At 64.1% G+C, this 25,269-nt stretch carries 23 protein-coding genes, 1 tRNA gene, 1 other RNA gene and 1 pseudogene; 8 read left to right on the top strand and 18 right to left on the bottom strand.

The features are described 5' to 3' along the window. Nucleotides 1-13 precede the first annotated feature (13 nt). The 3 genes from QFZ30_RS17620 to QFZ30_RS17610 form a co-directional block, all read right to left on the bottom strand. Nucleotides 14-3,169: a DNA polymerase III subunit gamma and tau gene (locus QFZ30_RS17620; RefSeq protein WP_307078409.1), complete on the bottom strand. Its 3,156-nt coding sequence runs from the start codon at nt 3,167-3,169 to the stop codon at nt 14-16. A 66-nt stretch (nt 3,170-3,235) separates the two neighbouring features. After that, an RNA gene (ffs, locus tag QFZ30_RS17615) (signal recognition particle sRNA small type) lies at nt 3,236-3,332 on the bottom strand. 55 nt (nt 3,333-3,387) lie between these two features. Next, the gene (locus tag QFZ30_RS17610; RefSeq protein WP_307078407.1) at nt 3,388-3,711 is read right to left on the bottom strand and encodes a hypothetical protein; all 324 of its coding nucleotides are present in this window, start codon (nt 3,709-3,711) and stop codon (nt 3,388-3,390) included. A 313-nt stretch (nt 3,712-4,024) separates the two neighbouring features. Here QFZ30_RS17610 and QFZ30_RS17605 point away from each other — a divergent pair. Beyond that, nucleotides 4,025-4,112: transfer RNA gene (locus tag QFZ30_RS17605), tRNA-Ser, on the top strand. 99 nt (nt 4,113-4,211) lie between these two features. Here QFZ30_RS17605 and QFZ30_RS17600 read toward each other — a convergent pair. Together QFZ30_RS17600 and QFZ30_RS17595 are read right to left on the bottom strand one after the other, a co-directional pair. Next, a complete protein-coding gene (locus QFZ30_RS17600; protein WP_307078406.1) occupies nt 4,212-5,129 on the bottom strand; it encodes an oxygenase MpaB family protein in 918 nt (305 codons plus the stop codon). A gap of 41 nt (nt 5,130-5,170) precedes the next feature. Next, the gene (locus QFZ30_RS17595) at nt 5,171-6,631 is read right to left on the bottom strand and encodes an MFS transporter (protein ID WP_307078404.1); all 1,461 of its coding nucleotides are present in this window, start codon (nt 6,629-6,631) and stop codon (nt 5,171-5,173) included. A gap of 86 nt (nt 6,632-6,717) precedes the next feature. Between QFZ30_RS17595 and QFZ30_RS17590 the strand changes: the two genes are divergently transcribed. Together QFZ30_RS17590 and QFZ30_RS22085 are read left to right on the top strand one after the other, a co-directional pair. Then, nucleotides 6,718-7,095, top strand: a complete 378-nt coding sequence (locus QFZ30_RS17590) for a MarR family winged helix-turn-helix transcriptional regulator (protein WP_307078402.1) — start codon at nt 6,718-6,720, stop codon at nt 7,093-7,095. Then, nucleotides 7,043-7,870: pseudogene (locus QFZ30_RS22085) on the top strand (M23 family metallopeptidase); the annotation flags it as partial. The gene QFZ30_RS17590 and the pseudogene QFZ30_RS22085, both read left to right, overlap by 53 nt. A gap of 122 nt (nt 7,871-7,992) precedes the next feature. Here QFZ30_RS22085 and QFZ30_RS17580 read toward each other — a convergent pair. Beyond that, nucleotides 7,993-8,889, bottom strand: coding sequence for a hypothetical protein (locus QFZ30_RS17580; RefSeq protein ID WP_307078397.1), 897 nt, complete (start codon nt 8,887-8,889; stop codon nt 7,993-7,995). Nucleotides 8,890-8,924: 35 nt separating this feature from the next. On the opposite strand from QFZ30_RS17580, the gene QFZ30_RS17575 reads away from it, so the two are divergent. Both QFZ30_RS17575 and QFZ30_RS17570 read left to right on the top strand, forming a co-directional pair. After that, nucleotides 8,925-9,410: a glutathione peroxidase gene (locus QFZ30_RS17575; RefSeq protein WP_307078395.1), complete on the top strand. Its 486-nt coding sequence runs from the start codon at nt 8,925-8,927 to the stop codon at nt 9,408-9,410. A gap of 171 nt (nt 9,411-9,581) precedes the next feature. Then, nucleotides 9,582-10,517: a phosphodiesterase gene (locus QFZ30_RS17570; protein ID WP_307078393.1), complete on the top strand. Its 936-nt coding sequence runs from the start codon at nt 9,582-9,584 to the stop codon at nt 10,515-10,517. 3 nt (nt 10,518-10,520) lie between these two features. Here the strand turns inward: QFZ30_RS17570 and QFZ30_RS17565 are convergent, their stop codons facing one another. Together QFZ30_RS17565 and QFZ30_RS17560 are read right to left on the bottom strand one after the other, a co-directional pair. Further along, nucleotides 10,521-11,936: a stealth family protein gene (locus tag QFZ30_RS17565; RefSeq protein WP_373462900.1), complete on the bottom strand. Its 1,416-nt coding sequence runs from the start codon at nt 11,934-11,936 to the stop codon at nt 10,521-10,523. Between the two features lie 281 nt (nt 11,937-12,217). Beyond that, nucleotides 12,218-13,147 carry a hypothetical protein gene (locus tag QFZ30_RS17560; RefSeq protein ID WP_307078390.1) on the bottom strand — a complete coding sequence of 310 codons (930 nt, stop codon included), beginning with the start codon at nt 13,145-13,147 and terminating at the stop codon, nt 12,218-12,220. A 149-nt stretch (nt 13,148-13,296) separates the two neighbouring features. Between QFZ30_RS17560 and QFZ30_RS17555 the strand changes: the two genes are divergently transcribed. Continuing rightward, complete coding sequence (locus QFZ30_RS17555) at nt 13,297-13,596, top strand: type II toxin-antitoxin system VapB family antitoxin (protein WP_307080340.1); 300 nt, start codon at nt 13,297-13,299, stop codon at nt 13,594-13,596. Next, the gene (locus tag QFZ30_RS17550; protein WP_307078388.1) at nt 13,589-14,260 is read left to right on the top strand and encodes a LytR C-terminal domain-containing protein; all 672 of its coding nucleotides are present in this window, start codon (nt 13,589-13,591) and stop codon (nt 14,258-14,260) included. Before QFZ30_RS17555 ends, QFZ30_RS17550 begins: the two co-directional genes overlap by 8 nt. An 18-nt stretch (nt 14,261-14,278) precedes the next feature. Here QFZ30_RS17550 and QFZ30_RS17545 read toward each other — a convergent pair whose 3' ends face one another. Together QFZ30_RS17545 and QFZ30_RS17540 are read right to left on the bottom strand one after the other, a co-directional pair. Further along, nucleotides 14,279-14,929: a TetR/AcrR family transcriptional regulator gene (locus tag QFZ30_RS17545; protein WP_307078386.1), complete on the bottom strand. Its 651-nt coding sequence runs from the start codon at nt 14,927-14,929 to the stop codon at nt 14,279-14,281. 47 nt (nt 14,930-14,976) lie between these two features. Continuing rightward, a complete protein-coding gene (locus QFZ30_RS17540; RefSeq protein ID WP_307078385.1) occupies nt 14,977-15,675 on the bottom strand; it encodes a DsbA family oxidoreductase in 699 nt (232 codons plus the stop codon). A gap of 225 nt (nt 15,676-15,900) precedes the next feature. Here QFZ30_RS17540 and QFZ30_RS17535 point away from each other — a divergent pair, with 225 nt between their 5' ends. Further along, nucleotides 15,901-16,971 (top strand): glycosyltransferase family 4 protein, encoded by a 1,071-nt coding sequence (locus QFZ30_RS17535; protein ID WP_307078383.1) that lies wholly within the window; start codon nt 15,901-15,903, stop codon nt 16,969-16,971. An 8-nt stretch (nt 16,972-16,979) separates the two neighbouring features. Here the strand turns inward: QFZ30_RS17535 and QFZ30_RS17530 are convergent, their stop codons facing one another. The 8 genes from QFZ30_RS17530 to QFZ30_RS17495 all read right to left on the bottom strand — a co-directional run bounded on the left by QFZ30_RS17530 (nt 16,980) and on the right by QFZ30_RS17495 (nt 25,109). Further along, nucleotides 16,980-17,510, bottom strand: a complete 531-nt coding sequence (locus QFZ30_RS17530) for a GNAT family N-acetyltransferase (RefSeq protein WP_307078382.1) — start codon at nt 17,508-17,510, stop codon at nt 16,980-16,982. 88 nt (nt 17,511-17,598) lie between these two features. Then, nucleotides 17,599-18,600 carry a sugar phosphate isomerase/epimerase family protein gene (locus QFZ30_RS17525; RefSeq protein ID WP_307078380.1) on the bottom strand — a complete coding sequence of 334 codons (1,002 nt, stop codon included), beginning with the start codon at nt 18,598-18,600 and terminating at the stop codon, nt 17,599-17,601. A 1-nt stretch (nt 18,601) separates the two neighbouring features. After that, nucleotides 18,602-19,828, bottom strand: a complete 1,227-nt coding sequence (locus tag QFZ30_RS17520) for a Gfo/Idh/MocA family protein (RefSeq protein WP_307078378.1) — start codon at nt 19,826-19,828, stop codon at nt 18,602-18,604. Nucleotides 19,829-19,878: 50 nt separating this feature from the next. Continuing rightward, nucleotides 19,879-20,718 carry a carbohydrate ABC transporter permease gene (locus QFZ30_RS17515; RefSeq protein ID WP_307078376.1) on the bottom strand — a complete coding sequence of 280 codons (840 nt, stop codon included), beginning with the start codon at nt 20,716-20,718 and terminating at the stop codon, nt 19,879-19,881. Continuing rightward, entirely contained in the window at nt 20,711-21,721 is a 1,011-nt protein-coding gene (locus QFZ30_RS17510; protein ID WP_307078374.1) for a carbohydrate ABC transporter permease, read from the bottom strand. The genes QFZ30_RS17515 and QFZ30_RS17510 overlap by 8 nt, the downstream gene beginning before the upstream one ends. A 63-nt stretch (nt 21,722-21,784) precedes the next feature. Next, nucleotides 21,785-23,107 carry an ABC transporter substrate-binding protein gene (locus QFZ30_RS17505; protein ID WP_307078372.1) on the bottom strand — a complete coding sequence of 441 codons (1,323 nt, stop codon included), beginning with the start codon at nt 23,105-23,107 and terminating at the stop codon, nt 21,785-21,787. Nucleotides 23,108-23,247: 140 nt separating this feature from the next. Then, on the bottom strand, nt 23,248-24,372 hold the full coding sequence (locus QFZ30_RS17500) for a Gfo/Idh/MocA family protein (protein ID WP_307078371.1): 1,125 nt from the start codon (nt 24,370-24,372) through the stop codon (nt 23,248-23,250). Next, nucleotides 24,369-25,109 carry a sugar phosphate isomerase/epimerase family protein gene (locus tag QFZ30_RS17495; RefSeq protein ID WP_307078369.1) on the bottom strand — a complete coding sequence of 247 codons (741 nt, stop codon included), beginning with the start codon at nt 25,107-25,109 and terminating at the stop codon, nt 24,369-24,371. The genes QFZ30_RS17500 and QFZ30_RS17495 overlap by 4 nt, the downstream gene beginning before the upstream one ends. Nucleotides 25,110-25,269: the final 160 nt, after the last annotated feature.

Below are 25,269 nucleotides of genomic sequence, written 5' to 3'. Positions count from 1 at the left end.
ACGTATCGAGCGCTCAATACCCGGGTGGGATCCGGCTTCCGTCGAGGGAGCGCTCCTCGATGAGCTTTCCGCCCAGAATACGCTCGACGGCGGCGCGGCCAAACACTCCCGATTCCTCTATGGTTTCATCATCCGCGCTGGGAATGTCCTGGACGTACGTGGCACTGGCAGCAACCGCCCGTGCGGGCGCTTTGGCACGGCCAGCCTCGGCTTCGGGGCTGTTGGACAGGCGCTGGTAAAGGCTCTGCCTGGCGGCGGCCGCTGACGGTGAAGTGGCTGGCGCAGGCTGCGGAGGTGCGGCTTGGGGAGCCGAGGATGCCATGGCGTAAACAGGTTCCCGTACCCGCTCCGACGCGGCCGGCTCCATAGTAGGAGCGGACGCCGGAGTGAAGGGTTCCGGAGCGGGGCGGATTGCAGGGGTAGCTGGGAGCCCCCAATCGGCTCCCGGATCCGGTTCTGGGTTCTTGAGGGGAGCAGATGGGGGCACCTGGGCAGCGGCAGGCTCGTAAGCCGGAGGTGGAACTGCGGGGCTTGCGGCTTCATCCGGAGAGGGTGCGGTGGCGCTCTTTCCCACGTTGCTCTCGCTGCCGATGACCCAGACTCCTGGTGCCTGCTCTACAGCACGGGTCCATGGATCGCGCGCCGTGTCAGGCTTCGGTGCTCCTGCTCCTGCTCCTGCTCCTGCTCCTGCTGGTGCCGGTGCAGGTACCAGTGGCGTAGGTGCACCGGCGGGCGCCGCGGCCCGGACCGTTCCCGATGCGGGCTTTTTTGCTTGCGTTGCGGCACCGGCACCGGCACCGGCACCGGCACCAGCACCAGCTCCGGCGGCGGAAGCCGTGTGTCGCGGTCCAACAGGCGCTGAGGGGTCCCAGTCCATAGGGGGTTCCTCGTCCAACGACGGAGCATCCTCGTCCCGGGGCGGACCCCAGTCATCGTCGGAGTAGGCGTACGTGCCGGCAGTGCCGAGATCCGTGCCCGGCACTTCGGCCGTGTCGGGTGCATCCGGTGAATCGGGCGCGGCGGGAGCTTCCGTGGCAGCGTTTTTAGGCTCTGCATGGCTCAATTCTGCTGACTGAGGCTGCTCCCGACCTGAACTCGGAGCTGACCGCTGGATCGTCGCTGCCAGTGATTCAGGAGATACGGCCACCCTCTCTTCTGCCCGCTCTCCCTTCGCGACGGGGTCCGTCGCCACTGAGCCGCCGACGGGGGCGAGGCCCCACGCCACATCCGCGGACGTGGCTGGGACCTCCGGGCTAGCGGGTGCTTTTGGGTTTGGCTCAGAGCTCGCTGCGCTGTTGGTCCCACCGGCAACTGCGGTGATCTGGCAGTCGATGCCCACTGTCTTGTGGATTGCCTGGCGGAGGTTATCTGAATGGTCGGCGCGGCCGAAGGCACCCGCCAGGCCCGTTGTGGTGAAGGAAAGCGTGAGGACCAGTCCGTCAAAGGCACCCACCTGGGCGTTGGGCTCCACCAGTGCCCAGGTGCTGCGCTTGATTTTGGAGAGTGTCTGCAGGATTTCCGGCCAGGCACGGCGGAGGACCTCGACGTCACCGGCGGCACCTAGGGTGGCGGGCGACTGAGAGGGGGCGGCCGCAGCGACGGCTGCGGGTTCAGTGGCGGGAGCGCCTCCTTGGCGTGGCGCAGCGGGTGCCGCGGGCCCTGGTGCCGCCGGTCCAGGCGAAGGAGCCGTCTTGGGCGGTGCTGCCACCACCGGCGCCGGAGCCTGCGTGGGGCGCGCGTCAACAACGGGTGCCGGAGCGGAGCTCGCAGCGCCGGCCTCATCTACTGGCCAGTCTGCGGTGCTGACCCTGGGCGGCGTCAGCGGCTGGCGGGGCTCGGCTCCCTGAGGCGGCTGAGGTGACTGAGGCTGCTGGGACTGGGGTACTTCAGCAGCGGGGGTTGACGTTGCCGGTCCTGCGGTCGCCGGAACTGCCGGTGCCGGAACTGCCGGTGCCGGAACGGACGTTAGCGGCGCAAGGGAATTGCCGGCGTCGGTCCCCGCATAGTTGAGACGCCGCTCCACTCGGTCGATCCGGGCGGCAATGCCGCGTTCGGTCGGTTCAGAGCTGGGCAGCAGGATGCGGGCACAGAGAAGTTCAAGTTGCAACCGGGGCGAGGTAGCACCGGTCATCTCTGTCAGTGCGGTGTTGGTGACGTCCGCGGCGCGGGAAAGTTCAGCTGCGCCCAGGTTGTGGGCCTGGTTCTGGAGCCGGGCGATCTGGTCCGCCGGCATGCCGCGCAGGATGGCCTGGGCGCTTTCCGGCATTGCCTGGACGATGATCAGGTCGCGGAAGCGTTCCAGCAGGTCCTCAACGAAACGGCGCGGATCATGGCCGGTCTGGATGACGCGGTCTACCGCCCGGAACACGGTGGCGGCATCCGATGCCGCCACGGCTTCCACAACATCGTCAAGCAGGGAGGCATGCGTGTAGCCCAGCAGCGCGACGGCGAGCTCGTAGTCCAGGCCGCCTGGCCCCGCTCCGGCCATGAGCTGGTCCAGCACGGACAGGGAATCCCGGACTGACCCGCCGCCTGCCCGGATCACCAAGGACAGGACACCGGGGGCCACCGGAACATTCTCCTGTTTGCACAGGAGTTCCAGGTATGACATCAGCGGCTCCGGCGGCACCAGGCGGAAGGGGTAGTGGTGCGTGCGCGAGCGGATGGTGCCGATCACCTTGTCCGGCTCCGTGGTGGCGAAGATGAACTTAATGTGCTCCGGCGGTTCTTCCACGATCTTGAGCAGGGCGTTGAAGCCGGCCGAGGTGACCATGTGGGCTTCGTCGATGATGAAGATCTTGTAGCGGTCCCGTACCGGGGCGTAGGTGGCACGTTCACGGAGATCGCGGGCGTCATCCACTCCGCCGTGGCTGGCGGCGTCAATTTCAATGACATCCAGGGACCCGGACCCGCCGCGGGCCAGTTCGACGCAGCTGGGACAGGTGCCGCACGGGGTGTCGGTGGGGCCCTGGGCGCAGTTGAGGCAACGGGCCAGAATACGGGCGGAGGTGGTCTTACCACAGCCGCGCGGGCCTGAAAAAAGATAGGCGTGGGTGACGCGGTTCTTGCGAAGGGCCGTCATCAGCGGCTCCGTGACATGTTCCTGCCCGATAACGTCTGCGAACGAGTCCGGACGGTATCTGCGGTAAAGGGCGGTTGTAACAGTCACAGAGAAAACCCTACCAATCCGGGCTGACAATCAGGATCCCTCGCGGGTGGTCGCCCTGGGGGGAATAGTAAAGACCCCCCATGCACCCGCCAGAGCCCGCTTACCCTTGCTACCTTCCGGTCCTGGGGGAGTTCAACAGGATGACGCCACATGAGGGGCCGTCAGCAAGTTTACCCGAAGATTGAGGGTGCCTCGAACTGGGTGGATTTGGCTGCCGGTCACCGCCAGCCGTCCACGGGCCAGCTCATGAAAGCAGGCTCCTCGTAAGGATGGGCGGTGCGCAAAGCCACTACAACGGCGTCGAGCCTTGCCGCCTCAACCACGCATTCAATCCGGTCCTCGGCCACTTCCGTGGGACTCCCCAGCTGTCCCAGGAACGGGGCAGCTCCCTCGAGCGGCGTGAAGCGGCCGGTTCCGGCAGTGACAAAGGAGCAATGCGAATATTGCCCGATCCGGCCGGCCCCGGCGTCGCCGATGGCTGCCAGGACTGCATCCGCATGGGACACGGGTACGTAAACCACCAGGGCGTGGAGCTGCGTCATGACCCCATCCTGCCAAGGATCGCACGGAAGGAGGCGCGATTATTCATTGCTTATCTGGCGGGCAGGCACGATCATGGGTATGTACACCGATTGGGGCAATCTCAAGGTTGTGAGCTGCGGGGCCTGGCTGGAGGGCCGGACCCGGCAGCTCAACGTGTACCGGTGGAATGGACGCATTGGGGGCGTCCATTTTTTCGTTAATGAACGCATGGCCGCCCCGGGCCTCCAGCGGGGATGCCAGGCCCCAAGGTCCAATTGGGTGATGCCGAAAAGTTCAGGTATTCTAGTATCTGCTTTTGATTCAGAAGCAGCTGGAGAATTCGCCTAGCGGCCTATGGCGCACGCCTGGAACGCGTGTTGGGTTAACGCCCTCGGGGGTTCAAATCCCCCATTCTCCGCCAGCCGAAAACCCGGCCCTGACCTCGTCAGGGCCGGGTTTCTGCATCCCCCGAAGGAACGGTTGTGGGCATGGTTGAGGGCGCCGTGGGGGACTCGGGCGCTCAACTGTCCGTGAAGTATCCAAGCCGCCGGAGCCGCTGCCGGGCGGCCACCTCGCTGGGGCTCCTGCGGCCCAGGGCCAGATGCACGACGCCGAGGGTGACCTTGGTGGCCACTTTCACGGGAAGCGGGAACGGACCCAGCCTGGGCGTCCGGAGCCTGAGCATCTGGCGGTACTTGGGTTCCAGGCTGTACACGGCACCCGCGAACATGATCCGGTAACCCGGCCGAAGGAGCGGATGCAGCGGCGGGTTGCGGATGAATGCCACGGTCTCTTCGACCCTGCTGTCCGCACGGAGCTCACCGTTGTCATACCAGCGGTCAAGCTGCCGGTGCATTTCGGCTTCGGTGAGCGGTGGATTCTCCACTCCCATCAGCCGCCCTGCCTGTGCCCATTCCCGGACATAGGCATCCGGCCCACCCGGGATCGGCCCGCCCCAGATCTTGTGGGCTGCGAGGAAAGCGTCCAGGAAGGCGATGTGGACCCAACGGGCCAGCTCTGGATCATTGGCGGAGTACCGCCGCTGCATGCCCTGCCCATCGCTGTAGCTCCCCTGGACAGGCTCGTGCAGGCGGTGCAACCTGGCTGAGGCCTCCTGCGCGGCAGCTGTGGAGCCATAGGTGACAGTGAAGATCCAGCGGATGGTCCGCGCCAGCCTGCCCAGGGGATCCTCGTAGTACTTGGAATGCTCATGGACTCCGGCCAAGGCAGCTGGATGGAGCGCCTGCATGAGCAGCGTCCGGATGCCAGCAACGATGGTGGGCATGGAGCCATGCACCGCCCAGACTGCTGAACCCGGCAAGTGATACCCGGCGTCGTCCCCTTCGGCCAGCCGCGGAACCCAGTCGGGCAGTGCATCAGAGCTGCCGGTAAACGCCCGCTTCAGCTCGCGTTGCCAGTCCCTGAGGAGATTGCGCATACTCCAATTCTTGCGCACTCCCGGCCCGCTGTGGGGGCTGGTCAGCCCGCCATGGCGGGGATTTTCCGACGGCGGGACGGCGCCGCTGCAACGAGAAGCGCGGCGATCGCCACGGCACCACTGAGGATCAGCCCGGGGCGGTACTGCGCCAGCATTGCGGCGGCGTCATGGGCCTGTGCGGCCGGGTGGCCTTGGCCCGAAATCAGCGCGGTGGTAACAGCCAGGACCAGGGCTGCGCCCACCTGCATGCTGGTCTGGATCAGTCCGGCCGCCAGTCCCTGCTCTGAATTGCGGATGCCTGCGGTGGCCTGGACGTTGATGGACGGGAACGCGAGTGCGAAGCCGATGCCCAGCAGGATGATGGAGGGGAGGATGTCAGAGGCGTAGTCGGGGGTTGTCCCTACCCGGAAGAACAGGATGTATCCCAGCGCCAAGGATGCCAGGCCGGTCACGATGAGCCGGGGAGCTCCGAATCTGTCGATGAACCTGTCCGCGAACGGTGCCGTGGCTACCACGAGGAGTCCGGCGGGAAGAAGCGCCAGGGCCATACTCAGCGGGTTCCATCCCAGAACGGACTGCAGATAAAGCGTCACGATGAACTGGAAGCTAAGGTAGGAGCCAAAGAGGCCGACGGCGCTCAGATTCGCGCGGGCCACCCAGCCTTCCCTGAGGATGCTGAATCTGATGAGCGGGTGCTTCACCCGGTTTTCTATCAGTGCAAAGGCGGCCAGGATGGCGGCCGAAGCGGCGAATCCGGCAATGGTTGCCACGGATCCCCAGCCCTTTTCCGGTGCCGAAACAAGGGTGTAGACGAGCCCCAGCATTCCTGCTGCCAGCGTGACGGCGCCCCAGACGTCGTGGCCAGTGTGCTGTTCCTGATCCGACGGGTTGTCTCGGGGAATGTACTTCAGGCCCAGCAGGACCACCGCGACGGCGAATGGTACGGAGACGAGGAACGTCCAGCGCCAGCTCATGCTGGTCATCAAGCCGCCCACCACCAGCCCAAGGGAGAACCCGCTGGCCCCGAAAGTGGAGAAGATGGACAGGGCGCGGTTGCGCTCGCGGCCTTCGGCAAAGTTGGTGGTGATGATGGAGAAGCCCGTGGGGGCAGTAAACGCCGCGGCCAGGCCCTTGATGAAGCGGGTTGCGATAAGTAGCGTGGGGTCATCCACCAAGCCGCCCAGCAGGGAGGCTGCGGCGAAGACGCTAAGGGCGATCAGGAAGATCCGGCGGCGGCCCAGCAGGTCGGCCATGCGGCCGCCGAGCAGCAGGAGGCTGCCGTAGCCCAGGACATAGGCGGACACGATCCACTGCAGGGATTCGGTGCCAAGGTTCAGTTCCTGCCCGATGGATGGAAGTGCCACGCCGACCATGGATACGTCCAGGCCATCGAGGGCCAGGACCGTGCAGAGGACCAGGAGAAGCATCCATTGTGCACGGGTCCAGCGGACGGGCGCGACAACACCGGCGGAGCTCTTTTTGAGGGTGGAGAGTGAGGTCATAGGGGAACAACATATATGACGCGTCATTAGATGACAAGGAATATTATGACGTGGATTTTATTCGACGGCTGGACTAGAATCGTGCTATGTCAACACCTAAGGACCGTCAGCTCGTTGACGAGTGGCGAAGCATCCAAAGCGCCTATTTCCGCACGGCGGGCGCCATCGACCGCGAGCTTGAAGTCCGATTTGATATCGGGCTTAACGAGTTCGAAATCCTGGACCTCGTGGCCGACAGTGTTGACTCGGCCTGCCGGATGAAGCAGCTGGGGGAGCGGACTCCGATGACGCAGAGTGCCATGTCCAAGGTGGTTGACAGGCTGCAGAAAGCAGGCCTGCTGACACGCCAGTCGTGTGCCGATGACCGCCGCTCGTTGTATCTGGAACTGACCGACGCCGGGCGTACCCTGCATGCCAGCGCTTCGGCTGTGCACCGTTCGCTCCTCAAGGAAAACCTGGGTTGAATCCGGCCCGGCATCGGTTCCGCACACTTGTCCACAAAGTGTCCGCACCGATCCGGGGTTCACAGGTTCCGGTCCTTGTGTTCCCATGGGAGAGTATGCCCGTCAAGATTGGGGTCTGGCGGGTCGATCGGGAGTCAAATTAGTGGGCAATCATTGGGGATCCGGCCGGGTCAAGGAACCTGTGGGCCCTTGCGCCGTCGCCGTGCGCGTGGTCGCGGCCACCGCGGTTGTTGCCGTGTCACTTTTTGCTGTTGGCATACCTTGGACGCCCCCTCAGCCCGGGGGGACTGCTGCCGGCAGCGTTGGTCCCGGTCCAGTTGACCAGGCCGCCTGGTCGAGTGGGTTCCTGGCGGATGCCAGGGCCCTGGTCCCGTTCAGCCGGACCGTGGTCAGGACCGTTGCCAAAGGCGGGCAGCAGGAGCTCAATATCGCGTCCGTCGAGCTTAAACGGCCGCCAGAGGGATCCCTTATGGCACCTCTTGAAGTCCTCAATCAAAGTTCGCCCTTTGGCCTGCGCGTCAGCCCGATCACCGGGAGTGCCGGAGACTTCCACCTGGGCCAGGACTACGCGGCAGCCTGCGGCACCAGGGTTTACGCGGCGGATGCGGGTGTGGTCCGGGCCGTGGGCTGGCACCCATGGGGCGGCGGCAACCGGGTGGAAATTGATCACGGCAATGGACTCATCACCACATACAACCACCTTGAAGCCATAGCCGTGCATACCGGCGATTCCGTGCAGGTCGGCCAGGTCATCGCGCGCGTGGGCACCACAGGGTCCTCCACCGGCTGCCATCTGCACTTCGAGACGATCCTCGATGGCAAGCACACCAGCCCCCGCAACTGGACGTTCATCCCCATCCGGCAGGTTGATGAGCTGGCCGAAATCACCATGGTCAGCTACGCGGTTCGCGGAGCGGCTGATCCCGCAGAGGCGCCCAGGTGGGCTATCCCCGTGGCAGCAGACAACAGCCACACGGTCCTGGGCGGCGAGGACGAACTGCTCGAGGCGCCCAACCCGGATGGCACCGTTCCACCTCCTGCAACGCAGGATGAGAGCCCGACCGAGCAGCCGTCGTCTGTCGCCCCGCCGTCGTCCCCGACGCCAACGGCACCGACGGGGACGGGCGGCGCGACGGCACCAACGACGCCAACGGCACCGACGGGGACGGGCGGCGCGACGGCACCAACGACGCCAACGGCACCGACGGGGACGGGCGGCGCGACGGCACCAACGACGCCAACGGCACCGACGGGGACGGGCGGCGCGACGGCACCAACGACGCCAACGGCACCGACGGGGACGGGCGGCGCGACGGCACCAACGACGTCGGCTCCTGCTCCGACCCCGACGGTTACCCCGCCGTCCCCGACGCCAACGGCACCGACGGGGACGGGCGGCGCGACGGCACGAACGACGTCGGCTCCTGCTCCGACCCCGACGGTTACCCCGCCGTCCCCGACGCCAACGGCACCGACGGGGACGGGCGGCGCGACGGCACGAACGACGTCGGCTCCTGCTCCGACGGGGACGGTTACTCCGCCGTCTCCGACGTCAACGTCGACGGGCACCGCAACCGGGCTGACGACGTCGGCTCCTGCTCCGACCCCGACGGTTACTCCGCCGTCCCCGAGGCCAACGTCGACGTCGGTACCAACGCCAACATACGCACCCACCTCAGAGACCGCAGCCAAAGAGGAGCCGGCACCGGAAACATCGGCCACGGCAGCGGCTACGGCAGGACCATGGCAGGAAACTCCCAGCTTGAATCCGTAGGTTTTGACTGTCGGAAACACATCACCTGCACAACCAACCTTCAAGGACACCGCCTGTGACATCCCTGCACTCCATTTCCCTCACCCTCAACGACGGCACCGAGACTGACTTCGGCCGGTTCAAGGGCAACGTGGTGATGGTGGTCAATGTGGCTTCCAACTGCGGATTAACGCCGCAGTACGCTGGGCTCGAGACGCTTTACGAAAAGTTCCAGGACCGCGGCTTCGAGATCCTGGGGGTCCCCTGCAACCAGTTTGCCGGCCAGGAACCGGCCAGTGACAGCGAGATCGCCGAGTTCTGCGAGCGGAACTTCGGCGTAACTTTCCCCCTGACGGTGAAGGCGAACGTACGCGGCCAGGACCAGCATCCGCTCTACGCTGAGCTGACCAAGTTCAAGACCGGTGTACTGCCCGGCCTGGTGAAGTGGAACTTCGAGAAGTTCCTGGTCAGCCGCGAGGGCGAGGTGGTGGCACGCTTCGCACCCACCGTCGAGCCGGACTCCGCCGAGGTCATCGATGCCATTGAGAAGGCCCTGCACTGAGCGGTGCTGGACGAATGGGGCCCGGGGAGCCACATTCTCGTAATTTTTCCTGCGTTTTTCCACAAGACTGCCGCAATTGACCCAATGTCGGCCGGAAATCTGATTGGATAAAGGTTACCGAAGGGTAGAAGGGAAGCGCCGTTTCCCACCGACCACAAAGGCAGCAAGGCAATGGAGCACATCGAGGCCGAACACCCCCGGCCACGCCACTTCCTACTCCACCTGAGCGATCCCCACCTGATGGGAGGCCCAGACCCCCTATATGGCGTTGTTGACAGCGAAGCCAGGCTCATCCAGCTCTTCGAGGAGGTTCGCGCCTCCGGAGCCAAACCGGAGGCCGTGATCTTCACGGGAGACCTTGCAGACAAAGGCGATCCTGAGGCGTACGCCAAACTCCGTGCCATCGTGGATCCAGCCTGCGAGGAGCTCGGCGCCAAGGTCATCTGGGCAATGGGAAACCATGACAACCGCGCAAACTTCCGCACGGCGCTGCTGGGCCAGCCCGGCAGCGACGCCCCAGTTGACCTCAGTTACTTCGTCAACGGCCTCCGGGTCATCACCATGGACACCTCCGTCCCGGGGTTCCACCACGGCGAGCTGAGTGAATCACAGCTGGACTGGTTAAGCCAGGAACTGGAAACCCCGGCTCCGGACGGCACCATCCTGGCACTTCACCACCCACCCGTTCCGTCGGTCCTGGACCTGTCCGTGCTGGTGGAGCTGCGCGACCAGGCCAGGCTCGCGGCCGTCCTCCGTAATTCCGACGTCCGCACCATCCTGGCCGGGCACCTGCATTATTCGACGACGGCCAGTTTTGCGGGCATTCCGGTCTCTGTTGCCTCCGCCACCTGCTACACACAGGACCTCAACGTTCCCGTCGGCGGGACCCGCGGGCGTGATGGCGGCCAGGCGTTCAACCTGGTGCACGTCTACGAGCACACCATCGTGCATTCGGTGGTCCCGCTGGGCGCAACGCCCCCGGTAGGGGAATATGTCACCCCGGAGGAGACCGCCGGGCGCCTTGCGGCAGCGGGTGTCCGGATTCCGGAGACGGCGCGGCCCGAGGGTGCCAAAGTGGGCTCACGTCAGCCCGCTAGCGTGCCGTAGACGTCAGATTTCCCAGGGTGCCTTGATGGGGAAATAGTTCTCCAGGAACTCGGTGACCAGCTGCGCCCGCTCGTCTGCGGGGACTTCGGGGAAGCTGCCGTCATTGAGGCAGAAGAAGTCCATGTTCCGTTTGGCCAGCAGCTTGGGCAGGTAGTTCAGCCCGGCGCGGAAAGTCGTGTCCACATAGCGCACCCTTGCAGCAGTCTGCGTGACGGCACGTCCTGTGAGCAGGGCGTAGTAGTGGTAGAACGAGTTCGTGACGGAGATATTGTCCGCGGCCCGGAACCGGCTGGCCGCCGTCTTTTTGAATTCTTCCGGGAACTCGCGTTCCATCCTGGCAACAACGCTGCGCCGGAGCGGGGCCGCGGTGTGCTCGAGGTGCCGGGTGGTGATCCGGCCGAAGCGGTTCCACAGCAACTTGCGGTTAACCCGCGCAGCGTTCTCGAAGCCGCTGCGCTCCGCGTCGTTGTCTCCGAGGCCTATACGGGTTTCGGCTTCGATGAACTTGGTAATGCCTCCCGGGGTGAAGAACATGTCCGGGCCCACCGGGCGCCCAAAAAACATGTCGTCGTTGGAGTACAGGAAGTGCTCGGAGAGCCCGTCAATGTTGTGGAGCTGGCATTCCACGGCCTGCGAATTGTGGGTGGGCAGTACCGACGGGTCAGAGAAGAATTCCTCGCTGCGGACGATGGTCACCGACGGGTGCTCGGCGAGCCAGGCCGGCGCGGGGGAGTCGGTGGCGATGAAGATCCGCCGGATCCACGGGGCGAACATGTAAATGGAGCGCAGGGCGTACTTGAGCTCGTTGATCTGCCGGAACCTGGCCTCATGGTCGTCCCCTTCGCCCAGCACCACGCCTTGCATCTGCGCCCGGCGGGCTGCGACGTACTCGGGCGAGCTGCCGTCCACCCAGGAGAACACCAGGTCGATGTCGAAGCTGATGTCGCTGGCATGGTCAGCAAACATGTTCTCGATGGTGGGCCAGGTGTGGCCGTATCGTTCCACCGTTCCGCGGACGGCGTCCTGGCTGAGCATGGTGCGCCGGGTGAGCGAATTCTCGATGGGCAGGATCAATTCGGCGCCCTCAAAGCTCCACAGTTCCAGCTGCACACCGGCCGAGGAGCCAAACTCGAAGCCGCCGTTGGGCTCGACACGAGGCCGGTACAGGCGGAAGATGCGCGCCTGCCGGTTGGGGGAGAGCTCTCCATCGGCAACCAGGACTGAAGACTTCTTCTTGGCGTCAACCGTCATGGAGTAGACGGGTTCATGGCGGCAGGCTTCCACGAGGGCGGCGCGGAGCTTCTTCCGGTCTTTCCAGTCCAGGGCAATGACAGGGCGATCGTTGTTACCCCGGACCAGCAGGTAGTCCAGGCCTGCGCCCGCCAGCACATTCCGGAGGAACAGCAGATCTTCCACCATGGCCTGGTACGGCGTCCGGTTATGGTTGATCAGGGCATACCTGCCCTTGTGCCTGACGACGTCGGCGCGGTGTTTGAGGCGCTCAACTGCCGCCGGTGATGTCACTTCCGTATGTACACGTGTTTCGACGGATGCCGGGCCGCCGTAGTAGATCTCGTCCTGAACCGGTGCTTCTGTAATGGTTGTCTCCGTGCTGCTCAATGGTAAGGGTTCCTCCTTGCATAATAGCGCGGCAGAAAAAACCGCAGGACTCTCGTGGGCCGCACCCGGCCCGGGAGGGCTCAGCTGACCAGTGACTCGCGCCAGCTGCGCAAGAAGGCGCCACCGGCGTCGTCGTGGATCACGTCAGCGCCCAGGTCCAGGTCCGTGGCCGTCAGCACCGCGTAGGGCTTCACGGGAACGCCGTCCGCGGGACGGACATCCACATGCTTCACGGGGTGATCGTTGTGGTGCAGCCAGTCTGCCATGGCGTAGTCGGTGCGGGAATCCCCCACGGTCCGCCAGGCCTGCGGGGTGATGCCCTGTGCGGCCAGGAGTTCCACTGCCCGGCTGGCTCCGAGGTCCTTTCCCAGCCTGACGGATTCAATATCTGTGGAAATGATGGTGGGATCAACGCGGTAGTCCACTTCGTCGTCGGAGTTCGGAGCGTGATGCTCCAGCCGGACGACACCCAGGCCATGGCGGGCCATAAGGTCCATGGCGTCCGTGTCGAAGAGTTTCTGTTCCGCCAGGTAATCGGCGTTGGCCACCTCGATGTGCTGCTCCACGGACACCATGGCGCGTTTGGTCTCGTCGAAGAACATGTGCGCGGAATAATCCTCGGCCACGAGCCTGCGCACGTCGTCCCCGTAGGCCGTGGGCACAGCGAGTTCCCGGTCGACGTGAATGGGTCCCGGTCCGGTGGCCGTGTAGCTGAACCAGACGGCACCCTTCTCGCAGATGGCATGGATGACCGTTCCGCCCGGCATCCCGGCGGCAATCATCGGCTCCATCACCTGTTCCCGGATGAATGCATCGGAGCGACCGGTGTTGAAGATGACGGGAATCCCGGCAGAGGCAAGGGCCACCAGGTCCGCGATGATCTCCGGTTTCACGTCGCGGGTCAGAGGGCTGGCCACCGGTCCGTCGACGTCGAGCAGGAGCGCGAGGGGAGGGGCGGACGGCAGGCGGACGTCCGGCGTGGAACCGGCGGGAAACTCGGGTGCAGTCATGGCTCCATTGTGTCAGCCGCGGGCTAAGCCCCCTGCGGTGGCCCGCCGACTCTAACCGCATGTGACACTTGGTTACTGTTTGGCTACAACCTGGGAATGCGGCGGGCAAGGCACTTCTTTTGGGCCCGCAACGTGCCTAGGGTGGCATGGTGATATTCAAAGCTGTGGGCGAGGGACGCCCTTACCCCGACCATGGTTACAACACGCCCAAAGAGTGGGCCTCGCTGCCGCCGCGCCCCGTCCGGCTGGACGAACTGGTGACCACCAAACGCACGTTGGACCTTGAAGCGCTGCTGGCTGAGGACTCCACTTTTTTCGGGGACCTCTTTCCTCACGTGGTGCAGTATCAGGGAACGCTGTACCTAGAGGACGGGCTCCACCGCGCGGTCCGCACGGCCTTGCATCAACGCACCGCCATTCACGCCCGAGTGCTGGTCCTCAATGGCTAAGAAGGCCAAGGACGCCAAAATCCTGCATGGCCACCACGTTGTCAGCGGCCCGGAACTGAGGGCCGCGTTCGAGGATTCCGGGGATTCCGACGACCCCGTCAGGCTGCGCCGCCACGTGCTGCACGGCGTGGTTCTGGTCCTCCTGCTGGGCCTCATCGTCGCCGCCGTCCTCACGGCAGTGGCCATCATGAGCGGACAGATCAAGATCCCCACCTCGGAGCGCAGCGAAGAACCAGCCTCCACCTGTCCCACGACCACTTTTGACTACACCCCCAACGACAAGATCAATCTCAACGTCTTTAACTCCACCAGCCGGCCCGGTCTGGCCCGCACCGTGGCCGACGAATTCCTGGCACGTAAGTTCGTAGTTGGCGCGGTGGCCAACACGGAGGCCGGCTACCGGGGGATTGCGGCGGTGGTGTCAGGGGCGGCAGGGCAGTCGGCAGCGTTCAGCGTCCAGCGCAACCTGCCGGGCTCGGACTACTTTCAGGACGACCGGACGGACGCCAGCGTGGACGTGATCGTCGCCGGGGATTACAAGGAACTTGCGGCGGTGGACCTTGTGGACCAGACCCCGGGCCGGCTCAGCTGCCCGCGCGAAAGCCGCCGGATCACCGACGAGGAAAAGTGGCCGGTCATCCCGACGGCAGGCGCCACGCCCTGACAGACATCTGCCGGGGATTCAGCCAGCCACTACAGGAAACTGACCGGCGCGCACGGGCCGGCCGTCGTCGTCGAACGTTGCGCCCGCACCCAATTGGATGAAACGCACCGTACGGTCGATCCGGGCTTTGAGCTCCTGAGGCTCGTCGCTGCCGCGGGCCGCACTGGAGGAGAGGGTGCCGTGGATCAGCTGCGCCTGTTGGCCGATGTCCGCTTCGGGCAAGTACCCCTGATCCATACCGTCGCGCAGGATGCCCTGCAGCAGGATGCTGAGCTCGCCCACGTGGTCAGCCAGTTTGGCAAAGGACGACGGCGACATCACCGCTGCCATGGCCGGTCCGGGCGGGAGGTGGCGGCGGCTGAGGTCCTCCACCTGGGCGCGCACGTAGAGCGCCAGCCGGTCCACCGGATTGTCCAAGCGGTTCAGGGCATCCCGGAGCTCGGAGAGGAACCGCTCGGTCTCATCCAGGGCATACGAGATGAGGAGTTCTTCGATGTCCGCGTAGTAGTTGTAGACCGCAGTCCGCCCTACCCCGGCATGCCGCGCGACGTCCGTCATGGTCAGTCCGGGCAGGCCGTGGGTAAACAACAGCTCGCCAAAGGCCCTGAGGATGCGGCGCTGGGTCTCGGCACGTTGCGCGGCGTTGCTGGCCGCCGAAATCCTGGGCATGCAGACACTTTACCGCTATGTGTCAGTAAACCTCATGGGAGGTGGGGCTAGACGGCACATCCGTCGGGGCCGCAGGAGTCGCCGTCGGCGGTGTTGACCAGCACCAGGGGATGGGTTTCCTGCCACGCCTGGTTGAGCGCCGCCGTGAATGTCTCGGCGGGCTGGGCGCCGGACAGGCCGAACTTGCGGTCGATCACAAAGAACGGCACACCGCTGATGCCCAAGGCGCGGGCTTCCTCGAAATCGGACCGGACGTCGTCAGCGTACTTGTCCGTGGAGAACAGCTCAGCGACGTCCTCGGCGTCGAGGCCCAGATCCCCGCCCAGCGCTGTGAGGTACTCCCGGCTGCCGATGTCCTCGCCGTGCTCGAAATGATCGCTGAGGAGGCGTTCCTTGGCGGCGTCCTGCACGCCATGGGCGGCCGCGAGATGGATCAGGCGGTGGGCGGTGAAGCTGTTGGCGACCACCACTTTGTCGAAGCGGTAGTCCAGGCCTTCGCCCTTGGCCTGGGCTGCCACGTGGTCAAACATCTGCGAGACCTGCTGCGGGGCCATGCCCTTGCGGGTGCTCAGGTAATCCAGCTCGGTGCCGTCGTAGTGTCCGGGCAGGCTGGGATCCAGCTGGTAGCTGCGCCAGTGGACTTCCACGGAGTCACGGTGCGGGAATTCTGCAAGGGCGGCCTCGAACCGGCGTTTGCCGATGTAGCACCACGGGCACGCGACGTCTGACCAGATCTCAATCTTCATGCCTGGGTTAACTCCGGCCCCTCCGCTGCCATTCCGGAGACGGGTGTTGGATACGTCACAGGGGCCCTTGTTTTGGGGCCGGTTTCGGACGATAGTCGGAAGCGTAGGTTAAGCAGATGCCTTTCGGACCGAATGATCCGAGTAACCCGCGGTTTGACGTCGTTCCGCGATGGCAGGCCCTCAGCCATCCGGGCGCGCGATTGCCGCTGTCCCGGGAGGCCAGGGATGCGGATAGGACTCATTGCAGGACCATGGATTCCTGTACCTCCAGTTACCTACGGCGGCATAGAGAGGGTGGCGGACACCCTCGCGCGCGGATTCATGGAGGCGGGCCACGACGTGCTATTGGCTGCCGCGTCGGACAGCCGGTGTCCGGCACCTCGCGTCGCCGGGATGCGCATGTCCGAGCCGGCCGAAATCGGCTCCACGCTCTCGGAACTGAGCCACATCATCAGGGCCTATGAAGGAATGCAAGGCGTGGACATCATCCACGACCACACCCTGGCCGGACCCTTCTGCCCCTTCCGGCCCCCCGGAGTCCCGGTGGTCACCACTATCCACGGGTTGCTCACGCCCGCGGCCGCGGAAGTCTACCGGGCAGTGGGCGCCAACACCTCAATCATCGCCATATCGCGCGATCAGACCTCCCATGCCCCTGATGTCCCGGTGACCAAGGTGATTCATCACGGAATGGAGCTGTCCACTGTTCCGCTGGGCTCCGGGCATGGTGGCTATGTGTGCTTTGTGGGCCGCATGTGTCCGGACAAGGGAGTGCTGGAAGCCATCCAGGTCGCGCGGAAAGCCCGGATTCCCCTCAAAATTGCTGCAAAGATGCGCGAGCCTGAGGAGGTCCGCTATTTTCAGGACGTCATCAGGCCGCTGCTGGGACCCAACGAAGAGTTCCTGGGGGAGCTCGCGGACGCGGATAAGTACCGACTTATGGGGGAAGCGATGGCCTTCCTCAATCCCATCCAGTGGTCTGAACCGTTCGGCCTGGTCATGATTGAATCCCTTGCCACCGGCACGCCCGTGGTGGGCACCCCGATCGGTTCGGCCCCTGAGATTGTGGAGCACGGACGGACAGGCTACCTGGCCGCCACGGACAGCCTGGCGGATCTTATTCCTGCCGCCGCAGGCCTGAGTAGGGCAGGGTGCCGTGCCAGTGTTGAGGAACGGTTCAGCGCTGAACGCATGGTTGCCGACCATCTTCGACTTTTTGCCCAGCTCCTTCAAGAGCGAGATGCTCCAGCGGTCCCGGATGGGATTTCCTTGCACCGGAATCGACTGGGCGCTTGACCCGGCGGCTAGGGGACTGCACGCTCCATCACGAAGTCGTGTTCAAGGGTGCTTCCCAACCGGAAAGTCTTGGTTCCCACCTGGCGAAAGCCTGACTTCTCATAGAAGCGCAAGGCCCGGGCGTTTTCGTTGTTGACGCCCAGCCACACGCCGGCCCCGGATTCAGCCGCGGACTGAAGGCTGGCTTGCATCAGCTCTGCTGCTGCACCCAGTCCGTGGTGCTCCGGGTGGACGTAGCACTTGCTGAGCTCTGTGGAAGGCCTGAACGTCAACATCGAGGCCACCTCCATGTCTTCCGCCGGGCGGTGTACCAGGAGGCTGTAGCCGCGGAGCCGGCCGTCGTCGTCGATCACCAGCACCGTGATGTCCGGATTCATCAGGTAGCCCTGGAAATGCCTTTCGGTGAGCGTGTTCGCCAAGTGGGCGGCAATGTCCTCAGGCGACGACGACGGCGGGCAGGCCAGCGGGAAGGTGACGGCCGCCAGCTCGGCGAGCGGGCCGGCGTCGTCCGTTGCTGCCTTGCGGATGGTATGGGTCATGCAGGGATTCTACGTGCGCTGTTTCCGGGTTCTTGTCCAGATAACGTCCGCAAAAGTCACTTTTGCTCGCGTTTTCTGGACAAAACTCCTAGGGCTTGGAGCTGAAGGCCGCGTCGAAGGAGGTGTTAGAGGCCGGGAAGTCGAACTTCTTCAGGGCGGCAAGTGCTTCGGGGGCGCCGTGGAGGCGGTCCATGCCCGCGTCTTCCCATTCCACGGAGATGGGTCCGTTGTAGCCGATCGCTGTGAGGGCGCGGAAGGATGATTCCCACGGCACGTCGCCGCGGCCCGCGGAGACGAAGTCCCAGCCCCTGCGTGGGTCGCCCCAAGGCAGGTGCGAACCCATGACGGTGTTCCGGCCGGTGGGACGGAGCTTGGTGTCCTTGCAGTCCACATGGTAGATCCGGTCCTTGAAGTCCCAGATGAAGGAGACCGGGTCGATGCCCTGCCACATGAAGTGCGAGGGATCCCAGTTCAGGCCGAACGCGGGGCGGTGGCCGATGGCTTCGAGCGTGCGGACGGTGGTCCAGTAGTCGTACGCGATCTCGGACGGGTGGACTTCGTGGGCGAAACGGACGCCACATTCGTCGAAGACGTCCAGGATGGGGTTCCAGCGGTCCGCGAAGTCCTGGTAGCCGGCGTCGATGACTTTTTCCGGGACGGGCGGGAACATGGCCACGTACTGCCAGATGGATGATCCAGTGAACCCGACGACGGTGTCCACGCCCAGTGCCTTGGCCAGCCGGGCGGTGTGCTTCATTTCCTCGGCGGCGCGCTGGCGGACGCCTTCCGGGTCGCCGTCGCCCCAGACTTTGGCCCCGACGATGGCTTCGTGGCGGAAGTCGATGGGGTCATCGCACACGGCCTGGCCCTTGAGGTGGTTGGAGATGGCCCAAACCTTGAGGTTGTGCTTCTCCAGGACAGCGAGCTTGGACTCGACATAGCCTGGTTCGTCCCAGCGCCAGGCGTCCAGATGGTCTCCGGAGACGGCGATTTCCAGGCCGTCATAACCCCAGCCGGATGCCAGGCGCGCGACTTCCTCGAACGGGAGGTCGGCCCACTGGCCGGTGAACAGGGTGTACGGGCGGGGCATGTCAGGCTCCTTCGGACGGGGCGGTTTTGAACGGGGTGCCGGCCAGGCGGCCGGCCAGTTGGACGATGGAACTTTTCGCGGCGGCGGATTCTTCGACGGCATCCAGGATGCGCTGGACGGCCAGTCCGTCCTCGAACGACGGCGACGGCCCGGTTCCGCTGTCTATCGCCAGCAGGAAGTCACGGATCTCATGCGTAAAGGTGTGCTCCCAGCCGATGATGTGGCCCTGCGGCCACCACGCTTCAAGATACGGGTGCTCTGGCTCGTTGACCAGTATCCGGCGGAAGCCCTGCTCGCGGACGGGCACGGTGGCGTCAAGGAAGCCGAGCTCGTTGAGGTTTTCCAGATCAAAGAGTAGCGAGCCCTTCTCGCCGTAGACTTCCAGCTTCAACGAGTTCTTCTGGCCTGTGGCCACCCGGGAGACCTCCACTGAGGCGATTGCTCCGGAGGCGAGGGACAGCGTTGCCCAGGCGGCGTCGTCGACGGTCACTTCCTCCAGGCCCGATGCCCCCGGGCGGTGGGTGGTGAACGTGTGCGTCCGGCCGGAGACCTCCGTGACCTGGTCCCCGAGTAGGAACAGCACCTGGTCGATCGCGTGCGAGGCGATGTCTCCGAGCGCTCCGGAGCCGGCGGTTTCCTTTTTCAGTCGCCAGGTCATGGGCGCCGTTTCGTCAGCGAGCCAGTCCTGCAGGTAGGCGGCGCGGACGTGCCGGACGGTTCCAAGCCGGCCCTCGGCGATCAGTTCCTTCGCGAGCGCCAGGGCCGGGACGCGCCGGTAGTTGAACCCCACCATGGACTGCACGCCCTGTGCCCGGGCAGCCTGGGCGGCCGCGGTCATGGCCTCGGCCTCGGCCAGGGTGTTGGCCAGCGGCTTTTCCAGCAGCACGTGCTTGCCCGCTTCGAGTGCGGCTATGGCGATCTCGGCGTGCATCCAGCCGGGGGCGCAGATGTCCACGATCTGGATATCGTCGCGGTCGATCACCGCGCGCCAGTCCGTGGCGGTCTCCGCCCATCCGTACTTCGTGGCGGCTTCCGCAACCCCGGCTGGATCCCGACCCACCAAGACCTTCTGCTCAAACGCCGGGACGTCGAAGTAACTGGCCACGTTCCGCCACGCGTTCGAGTGGGCCTTGCCCATAAAGGCGTAGCCGATCATCGCCACGCCCAGTGGGGCGTTGCCGCGGGTGGTGCCGGTGGGCTCCAGCGGTGTCGTGTGCGCCGTCGTCATAGTGGTGCTCCTCAAAAGGGATGTGGTTGGTGTGGTTCAGCCGCTCGGTACTACTTCACGGCGCCGGATGAGAGGCCTGCTACCAGATGCTTCTGCACCAGTATGAAGCCGATGAGCACCGGCAGGCTGACTACTACGGAGGCGGCCATGAGCTGGTTCCAGAACACATCCGACTCGCTCGCATAGGCTTTTAGCCCGAGCGAGAGCGTCTTGGTGGTTTCATTCGTCAGGACGGAGGCAAAGAGGACCTCTCCCCACGCGGATATGAACGAATACACCGCCACCGCGATGATGCCTGGTTTGGCGACGGGCAGAATCACGCGGATGAGTGCGCCCATCCGGCCCGTGCCGTCGATCATGGAAGCTTCCTCGAGCTCCTTGGGGATGGAGGCGAAGTATCCGCTCAGCATCCAGATGGCGAACGGCAGGGTGAACGTCATGTAAGTGATGATCAGCCCGAGGTAGGAGCCCTGCAGCTGGAGCCCGGTGAGGTTCCGGATCTGGGTGAAAATCAGGTACAGGGGGAGAAGGAACAGGATGCCCGGGAACATCTGGGTCGATAGGACTGTCAGGCTGAACGCCCGCTTGCCTTTGAACTGCAGCCGCGCGATGGCGTATGCGGCCAGGACCGCTACGGTCACCGAACATAGCGTTGCGCAGACCGTGATGATCAGGCTGTTCTGGAAGTACTTGGCCAGCGGGACGGTGGTCCAGATGTCCAGGTACGGCGATGCAGTGATTTCGCGGGGAATCCACTGGAACAATCCCGCGACGTCCTTGAGTGGCTTCAGTGACGTGGACACAACCACGTAGAGGGGGATGGCCACCCAGAGGGACAGGATGGTCAGGACCACATTCCTCAGAATGCGGAAGTTGCGGGTCTCAATCATTGTCGGCCCCCTTGGGCAGCACCATGCGGATGTAGAAGACGGATGCGATGAACAGGGCGATCAGGAGCAGGACGCTCATGGCTCCGCCAAGGCCGAAGTTCCAGCTGCCGAAGGAGTTCTGGTAGATCAGCGGGGAGACCAGGGTAGCTTCCTTGGGGGACGATGCGCCGAACAAAACGAAGGGAACGTTGAACTGGTTGAAGGTCCAGAGGGACATCACCATCAACAGCACGCCGTTGGCCGGGCGCACCATGGGCAGAGTGATGGTGCGGAACTGCTGCCAGAGCGTAGCACCGTCGATTGCCGCTGCCTCATAGACGTCGGTGGGGACATTCTGAAGGGCAGCCATCAGCATCAGGAACGCGAAGGGCCACAGCTGCCAGATGTTTACGACAATCATGGCTCCGAAGGAGTTTTGGCCGAGGAGCCAGAAGGGCCTTTCGTCACCGAACAGGTGGAAAGTGTCAACCAGGATCTGGTTCACCGCGCCGTCGCGCTGATTGAACATAAACGCCCACGCGATGGTCCCGACGTAGGCCGGGAGGGCGTAGGGGATCAGGAAGAATGTGCGCAGTATGGCGCGTCCCTTGAAGTTGGAGGACAGGAACACCGCTCCGGCCATACCCAGGATCCAGGAGAAGCCGACCACCAGGATGGTATAGCCCAGCGTGCGGCCGACCGTGCTGAAGAAGGCCTGTCCGATGGTGCTTTCCGGGTTCAGCCCATTGACGAAGTTCTGAAGGCCCACAAAAGGAGCATTGAGCCAGTTGGTGAGGTTGAGCTGGGTCAGGGAGATGAACGCGATCCAGATGCCCAACAGCATGGGGCCGATGTGGATCAGGATTTCGAGGATGGCGGCCGGGAGAATCAGGCCGTACGGGAGGAACGAACGGCGTGGCTTCCGTGACGGCTGACCTTTGTCTGCCGTCTCGCCGGGCGCGGGATCAATGGCAGGCTGGCTGCCGGCAGCGGCGGGGCTGCTGTCCAAGGCTGAGTGGGACATGGGAACTCCTTTGCCCGGGTGGGGGCACTGCCTGAAGGCACTGCCCCCACCCGTCAGGCGTGGTTATTGGGCCGCGGCCATCTGGTTGTTGGCGTCCTTGAGGGCCGCCTTGATGTCGTCCTCGGAGACAGTTCCGGTTGCTGCCTTGGCAAAGAGGTTCTTGATGGCCGTGCCCGTGAGCGTTTCCATCTGTCCCTCCTTGGCGATCAAGGGCATGGGCAACGCATGGTTCGCCAGGGCATCATTCTTGGCCTTGACCTCCTCCGTCTGGAACGCCGGATCGGAGGAGGCGCCGCTGACCACGGGCAGGGACCGGTAGGCCTTGTTCAACGAGACCTGCTCTTCGTCGCTGGTCAGGAAGCCGGCAAGCTTGATCGCGTTTTCCTTGTTCTTGCTGTTCTTGAAGATACTCAGGTTGATACCGGCCACATGGCTCTGGGTGCCAAGGTCACCGGTAGCTCCGGCTGACATCATGGGGATCGGAGCAACACCCCAATCGGTGAACCCCCGTGCCTCGAAGTTCTTCACCGGGCTTTGGTCAAACAACATGGCGGCCTGGCCATTGATGAGATTGTCGATCTTCTGGCTGCCTTGACTGATTTCCGCATCCGACGGCGACATCACCTTGTCTGTTGCCATCAGATCGATGAACTGCTTGACGCCTTCAACCTGTGGGCCGCTGTCAAAGGTCGGCTTGCCGTCTTTGTCGAAGAGAGTGCCGCCGTTCTGCAGTCCACGAACAAAAGCCTGGTGCGAGTTGGCCGAGACAGAAGCACCTGCTGCTGTGAATCCCCACTGGTCGGGCTTGCCGTCGCCATTGGTGTCCTTGGTGAGTTTCTTCGCCGTTTCGACGAATTCCTGCCATGTGACGGGAGCTTTTTCGATGCCGGCTTCCTTGAACAGCTTGGTGTTGTAGTACATGTTGTACGCCAGTCCGTAAAGGGGAACCGACGTCGGCGTCTTGCCTTCTGCGCCACCGGTGGACCAGCTCGTCTTCAGGAAGCGGTCCTCACCTCCCACTGCCTCCAACAGTTTTCCTTCGACAGGTTCGAACGCTCCTGTTTCCTGCAGTGTCACGGCCCAGGTGTTGCCGATGTTCAGGACATCCGGTCCATCGCCGCTGGTGACGGCGGTAAGGATCCGATTGTAGAGGTCCGTCCAGCTGATGACCTCAAGATTGACCTTCACTCCGGTCTTCTCCGTAAAGCGGTCAAGTGACGGCTTCAACTTGGCTGCAGTGTCGTCCAGGCTGTTGCCTTGGTCTGACGCCCAGTAAGTGATCGTGTCGCTGGTGGCCTGCGGGCTACCGCCGCCGCATCCGCTGAGGCTCAGGGCCAGGGATGCGACGGCCGTCAGGGACGCCAGGACTTTCAGGGGGTTCTTCATGGTTGCTCCGGTTTCTCATCGTCGAGCTGGTGCGGGTTTTGCTGGTGCTTAGGCAGAGTCAAAGAAGGCACAGACATTGCAGGGCCCTGGTGACCCATGGCTGCGGGCCCGTGACACGGGCCCGCAGTTGACCGCCTTATCTAGGCGGACAGCGTTGCTGCGGTGGGGTCCCAGTCCTCCGGCAGAGCCGGGACCGGTGCAGCCGAGCTTTCGACGTCGACAAAGGCGCGCGTGTCGATGGATTCTGCGATGGAAGCCATGGTGTCCAGCACGTGAAACGCCAGCTCACCCTGTGCGCGGTGCGGGCGGCCTTCGCGGATGGCACGGGCCATTTCCAGAACGCCTGCGCCGCGGCTTGCCGTGGAGCCTACGGAAGGGACTATGGTCCAGTCGTCCGATCCCGTGGCGCAAATCCTGACTTCGCCGTCGAACGTGTTGGGATCCGGAAAAGCGATCGTGGCGTCTGTGCCCGTGATTTCAACGAATCCGGCGCGCTTGAAGGGCGAATCGAAACTGAAGATGCTCTGCGCAGATTCGCCGCCCTCGAACTCCAGAATCGAACTGACGTGGGTGGGCACAGTAACAGCGAACTCTTCACCGGCCTTGGGACCCGAACCGATCACCCGGGTTTCCTTGGACCTCGAACCGAAGGCGGCCACCCGGCGGATACTGCCGAAGGTCTGCACCAAGGTGGTGAGGTAGTAGGGTCCGATGTCGAAAAGCGGGCCGGCGCCGTCCTGGAACAGGAAAGCCGGGTTGGGGTGCCACGACTCCGGCCCTGGGGACTGCATCAGCGTCAGTGCAGTGAGCGGTGAACCGATGTCGCCGCGCTCGATCATCCGGCGTGCTGTCTGCAGGCCGGCACCCAGGAAGGTGTCAGGTGCGCAGCCAAGGCGCACGCCTGCGGCGTCTGCGGTCTTGAGCAGCCCAAGGCCGCTTTCGCGGTCCAAAGAGAACGGCTTTTCGCTCCACACGTGCTTTCCTGCGTTGACCGCCTGCGTTGCCACCTCAACATGGGCCGCCGGAATGGTCAGGTTGATCACGATCTCAACGTCAGGGTTGCCCAGCACCGCATCCACGCCGCCGTGAACCGGCACGCCATACTCGGCAGCCCTCGCGGCCGCCGATTCCTGGAAGAGGTCGCCGATGGCCACCACCTTGACGTCCGGGAAGCTGGTGAGGTTGTCCAGGTACTCCTTGCTGATGACACCAGCCCCAATGATTCCGACTCCGACCGGTCCAGATTTCAGGGCGTCGCGGCTCATGCGGATACCTTTCCGGCGCTGAGGTAGTTGTAGCTGTCGCGGACGGCGTCGAACATATCGCCATGGAAGTCATCCAGCTCAATCACCCCGGCTTCGAGGAAGTCGGCGGCGTCGAGGACATCCCAGATGGCCATCTTGCCGTCGCCCACTGCGGTCTGGCTGGACGGGTCCGGGGTCAGTGGGCCGTCCTTGATGTGGATGAACTTCACGCGGTGGCCCAGCCGTGCCAGCAGTTCCGCAGGGTTCTGGCCACCAACAGCTGCCCAGTACGTGTCGAGTTCCAGCACCACGGCGGGATCAAGGTTGTCGGCGAGGTGCTCCAAGGCGGTCTTGCCGTCGATGACGGACTCAACTTCCCACCAGTGGTTGTGGTAGCCGACCCGGACGCCGTATTCGGCTCCCTTGGCTGCCGCAGCGTTAAGTTGCTCTGCAGTCTTCTTGATCTCTGCAACGGAGTTCCAGCGCTCAACGGGTACATGCGGGTCGATGACCGTGCCAATGCCGAGCTGCTGGGCGGCGGCAAAGATTTCATCCTGGTTTTCCTGGAGCAGTGGTGCGTGGCCCGAGGGGGCGGTGAGATTGTTGTCCGCCAACGCCTGCTTCAGCTCGGCGGCCTTGGCCACGAAGCGGTAGGGCTCAACCATGGTGAAGCCGATTTCTGCCAGGCGCTGGATGGTTCCTGCGAGATCCTCTTCAAGGGCCTTTCGGACCGTGTAGAGCTGGATCGAGTATGGCACTGTCTCTCCTCGTCGTTGGGGTTAGAGGACTGCTGCTTGTCCTGGAGCGTTCTCAGGTCAGTGGGCTGCCTCACACCCCAAGCTAGAGGTACTTTTGTCGATCGTCAAGCAAAAGTTGGAAACAGGTCGCCGTACTTTTTACAGCGTGACATGCGGAAGC

It is taken from the genome of Arthrobacter pascens (genome assembly GCF_030815585.1).
In the GTDB taxonomy this organism is placed as follows: Bacteria; Actinomycetota; Actinomycetes; order Actinomycetales; family Micrococcaceae; genus Arthrobacter; species Arthrobacter pascens_A.
Note: the sequence above shows the minus strand (reverse complement) of the source record. Positions and strands in the feature narration are given on the sequence as shown.

Bases quoted from the DNA above. Each gene is read 5' to 3' on its own strand.
- QFZ30_RS17510 (WP_307078374.1), bottom strand. From the start codon at position 21,721: ATGTCCCACTCAGCCTTGGACAGCAGCCCCGCCGCTGCCGGCAGCCAG.
- QFZ30_RS17515 (WP_307078376.1), bottom strand. From the start codon at position 20,718: ATGATTGAGACCCGCAACTTCCGCATTCTGAGGAATGTGGTCCTGACC.
- QFZ30_RS17545 (WP_307078386.1), bottom strand. From the start codon at position 14,929: ATGCCCAGGATTTCGGCGGCCAGCAACGCCGCGCAACGTGCCGAGACC.
- QFZ30_RS17525 (WP_307078380.1), bottom strand. From the start codon at position 18,600: ATGCCCCGCCCGTACACCCTGTTCACCGGCCAGTGGGCCGACCTCCCG.
- QFZ30_RS17550 (WP_307078388.1), top strand. From the start codon at position 13,589: ATGGCTAAGAAGGCCAAGGACGCCAAAATCCTGCATGGCCACCACGTT.
- QFZ30_RS17535 (WP_307078383.1), top strand. From the start codon at position 15,901: ATGCGGATAGGACTCATTGCAGGACCATGGATTCCTGTACCTCCAGTT.
- QFZ30_RS17610 (WP_307078407.1), bottom strand. From the start codon at position 3,711: ATGACGCAGCTCCACGCCCTGGTGGTTTACGTACCCGTGTCCCATGCG.
- QFZ30_RS17600 (WP_307078406.1), bottom strand. From the start codon at position 5,129: ATGCGCAATCTCCTCAGGGACTGGCAACGCGAGCTGAAGCGGGCGTTT.
- QFZ30_RS17570 (WP_307078393.1), top strand. From the start codon at position 9,582: ATGGAGCACATCGAGGCCGAACACCCCCGGCCACGCCACTTCCTACTC.
- QFZ30_RS17590 (WP_307078402.1), top strand. From the start codon at position 6,718: ATGTCAACACCTAAGGACCGTCAGCTCGTTGACGAGTGGCGAAGCATC.
- QFZ30_RS17565 (WP_373462900.1), bottom strand. From the start codon at position 11,936: ATGGTGGAAGATCTGCTGTTCCTCCGGAATGTGCTGGCGGGCGCAGGC.
- QFZ30_RS17500 (WP_307078371.1), bottom strand. From the start codon at position 24,372: ATGAGCCGCGACGCCCTGAAATCTGGACCGGTCGGAGTCGGAATCATT.
- QFZ30_RS17540 (WP_307078385.1), bottom strand. From the start codon at position 15,675: ATGAAGATTGAGATCTGGTCAGACGTCGCGTGCCCGTGGTGCTACATC.
- QFZ30_RS17520 (WP_307078378.1), bottom strand. From the start codon at position 19,828: ATGACGACGGCGCACACGACACCGCTGGAGCCCACCGGCACCACCCGC.
- QFZ30_RS17595 (WP_307078404.1), bottom strand. From the start codon at position 6,631: ATGACCTCACTCTCCACCCTCAAAAAGAGCTCCGCCGGTGTTGTCGCG.
- QFZ30_RS17505 (WP_307078372.1), bottom strand. From the start codon at position 23,107: ATGAAGAACCCCCTGAAAGTCCTGGCGTCCCTGACGGCCGTCGCATCC.
- QFZ30_RS17560 (WP_307078390.1), bottom strand. From the start codon at position 13,147: ATGACTGCACCCGAGTTTCCCGCCGGTTCCACGCCGGACGTCCGCCTG.
- QFZ30_RS17530 (WP_307078382.1), bottom strand. From the start codon at position 17,510: ATGACCCATACCATCCGCAAGGCAGCAACGGACGACGCCGGCCCGCTC.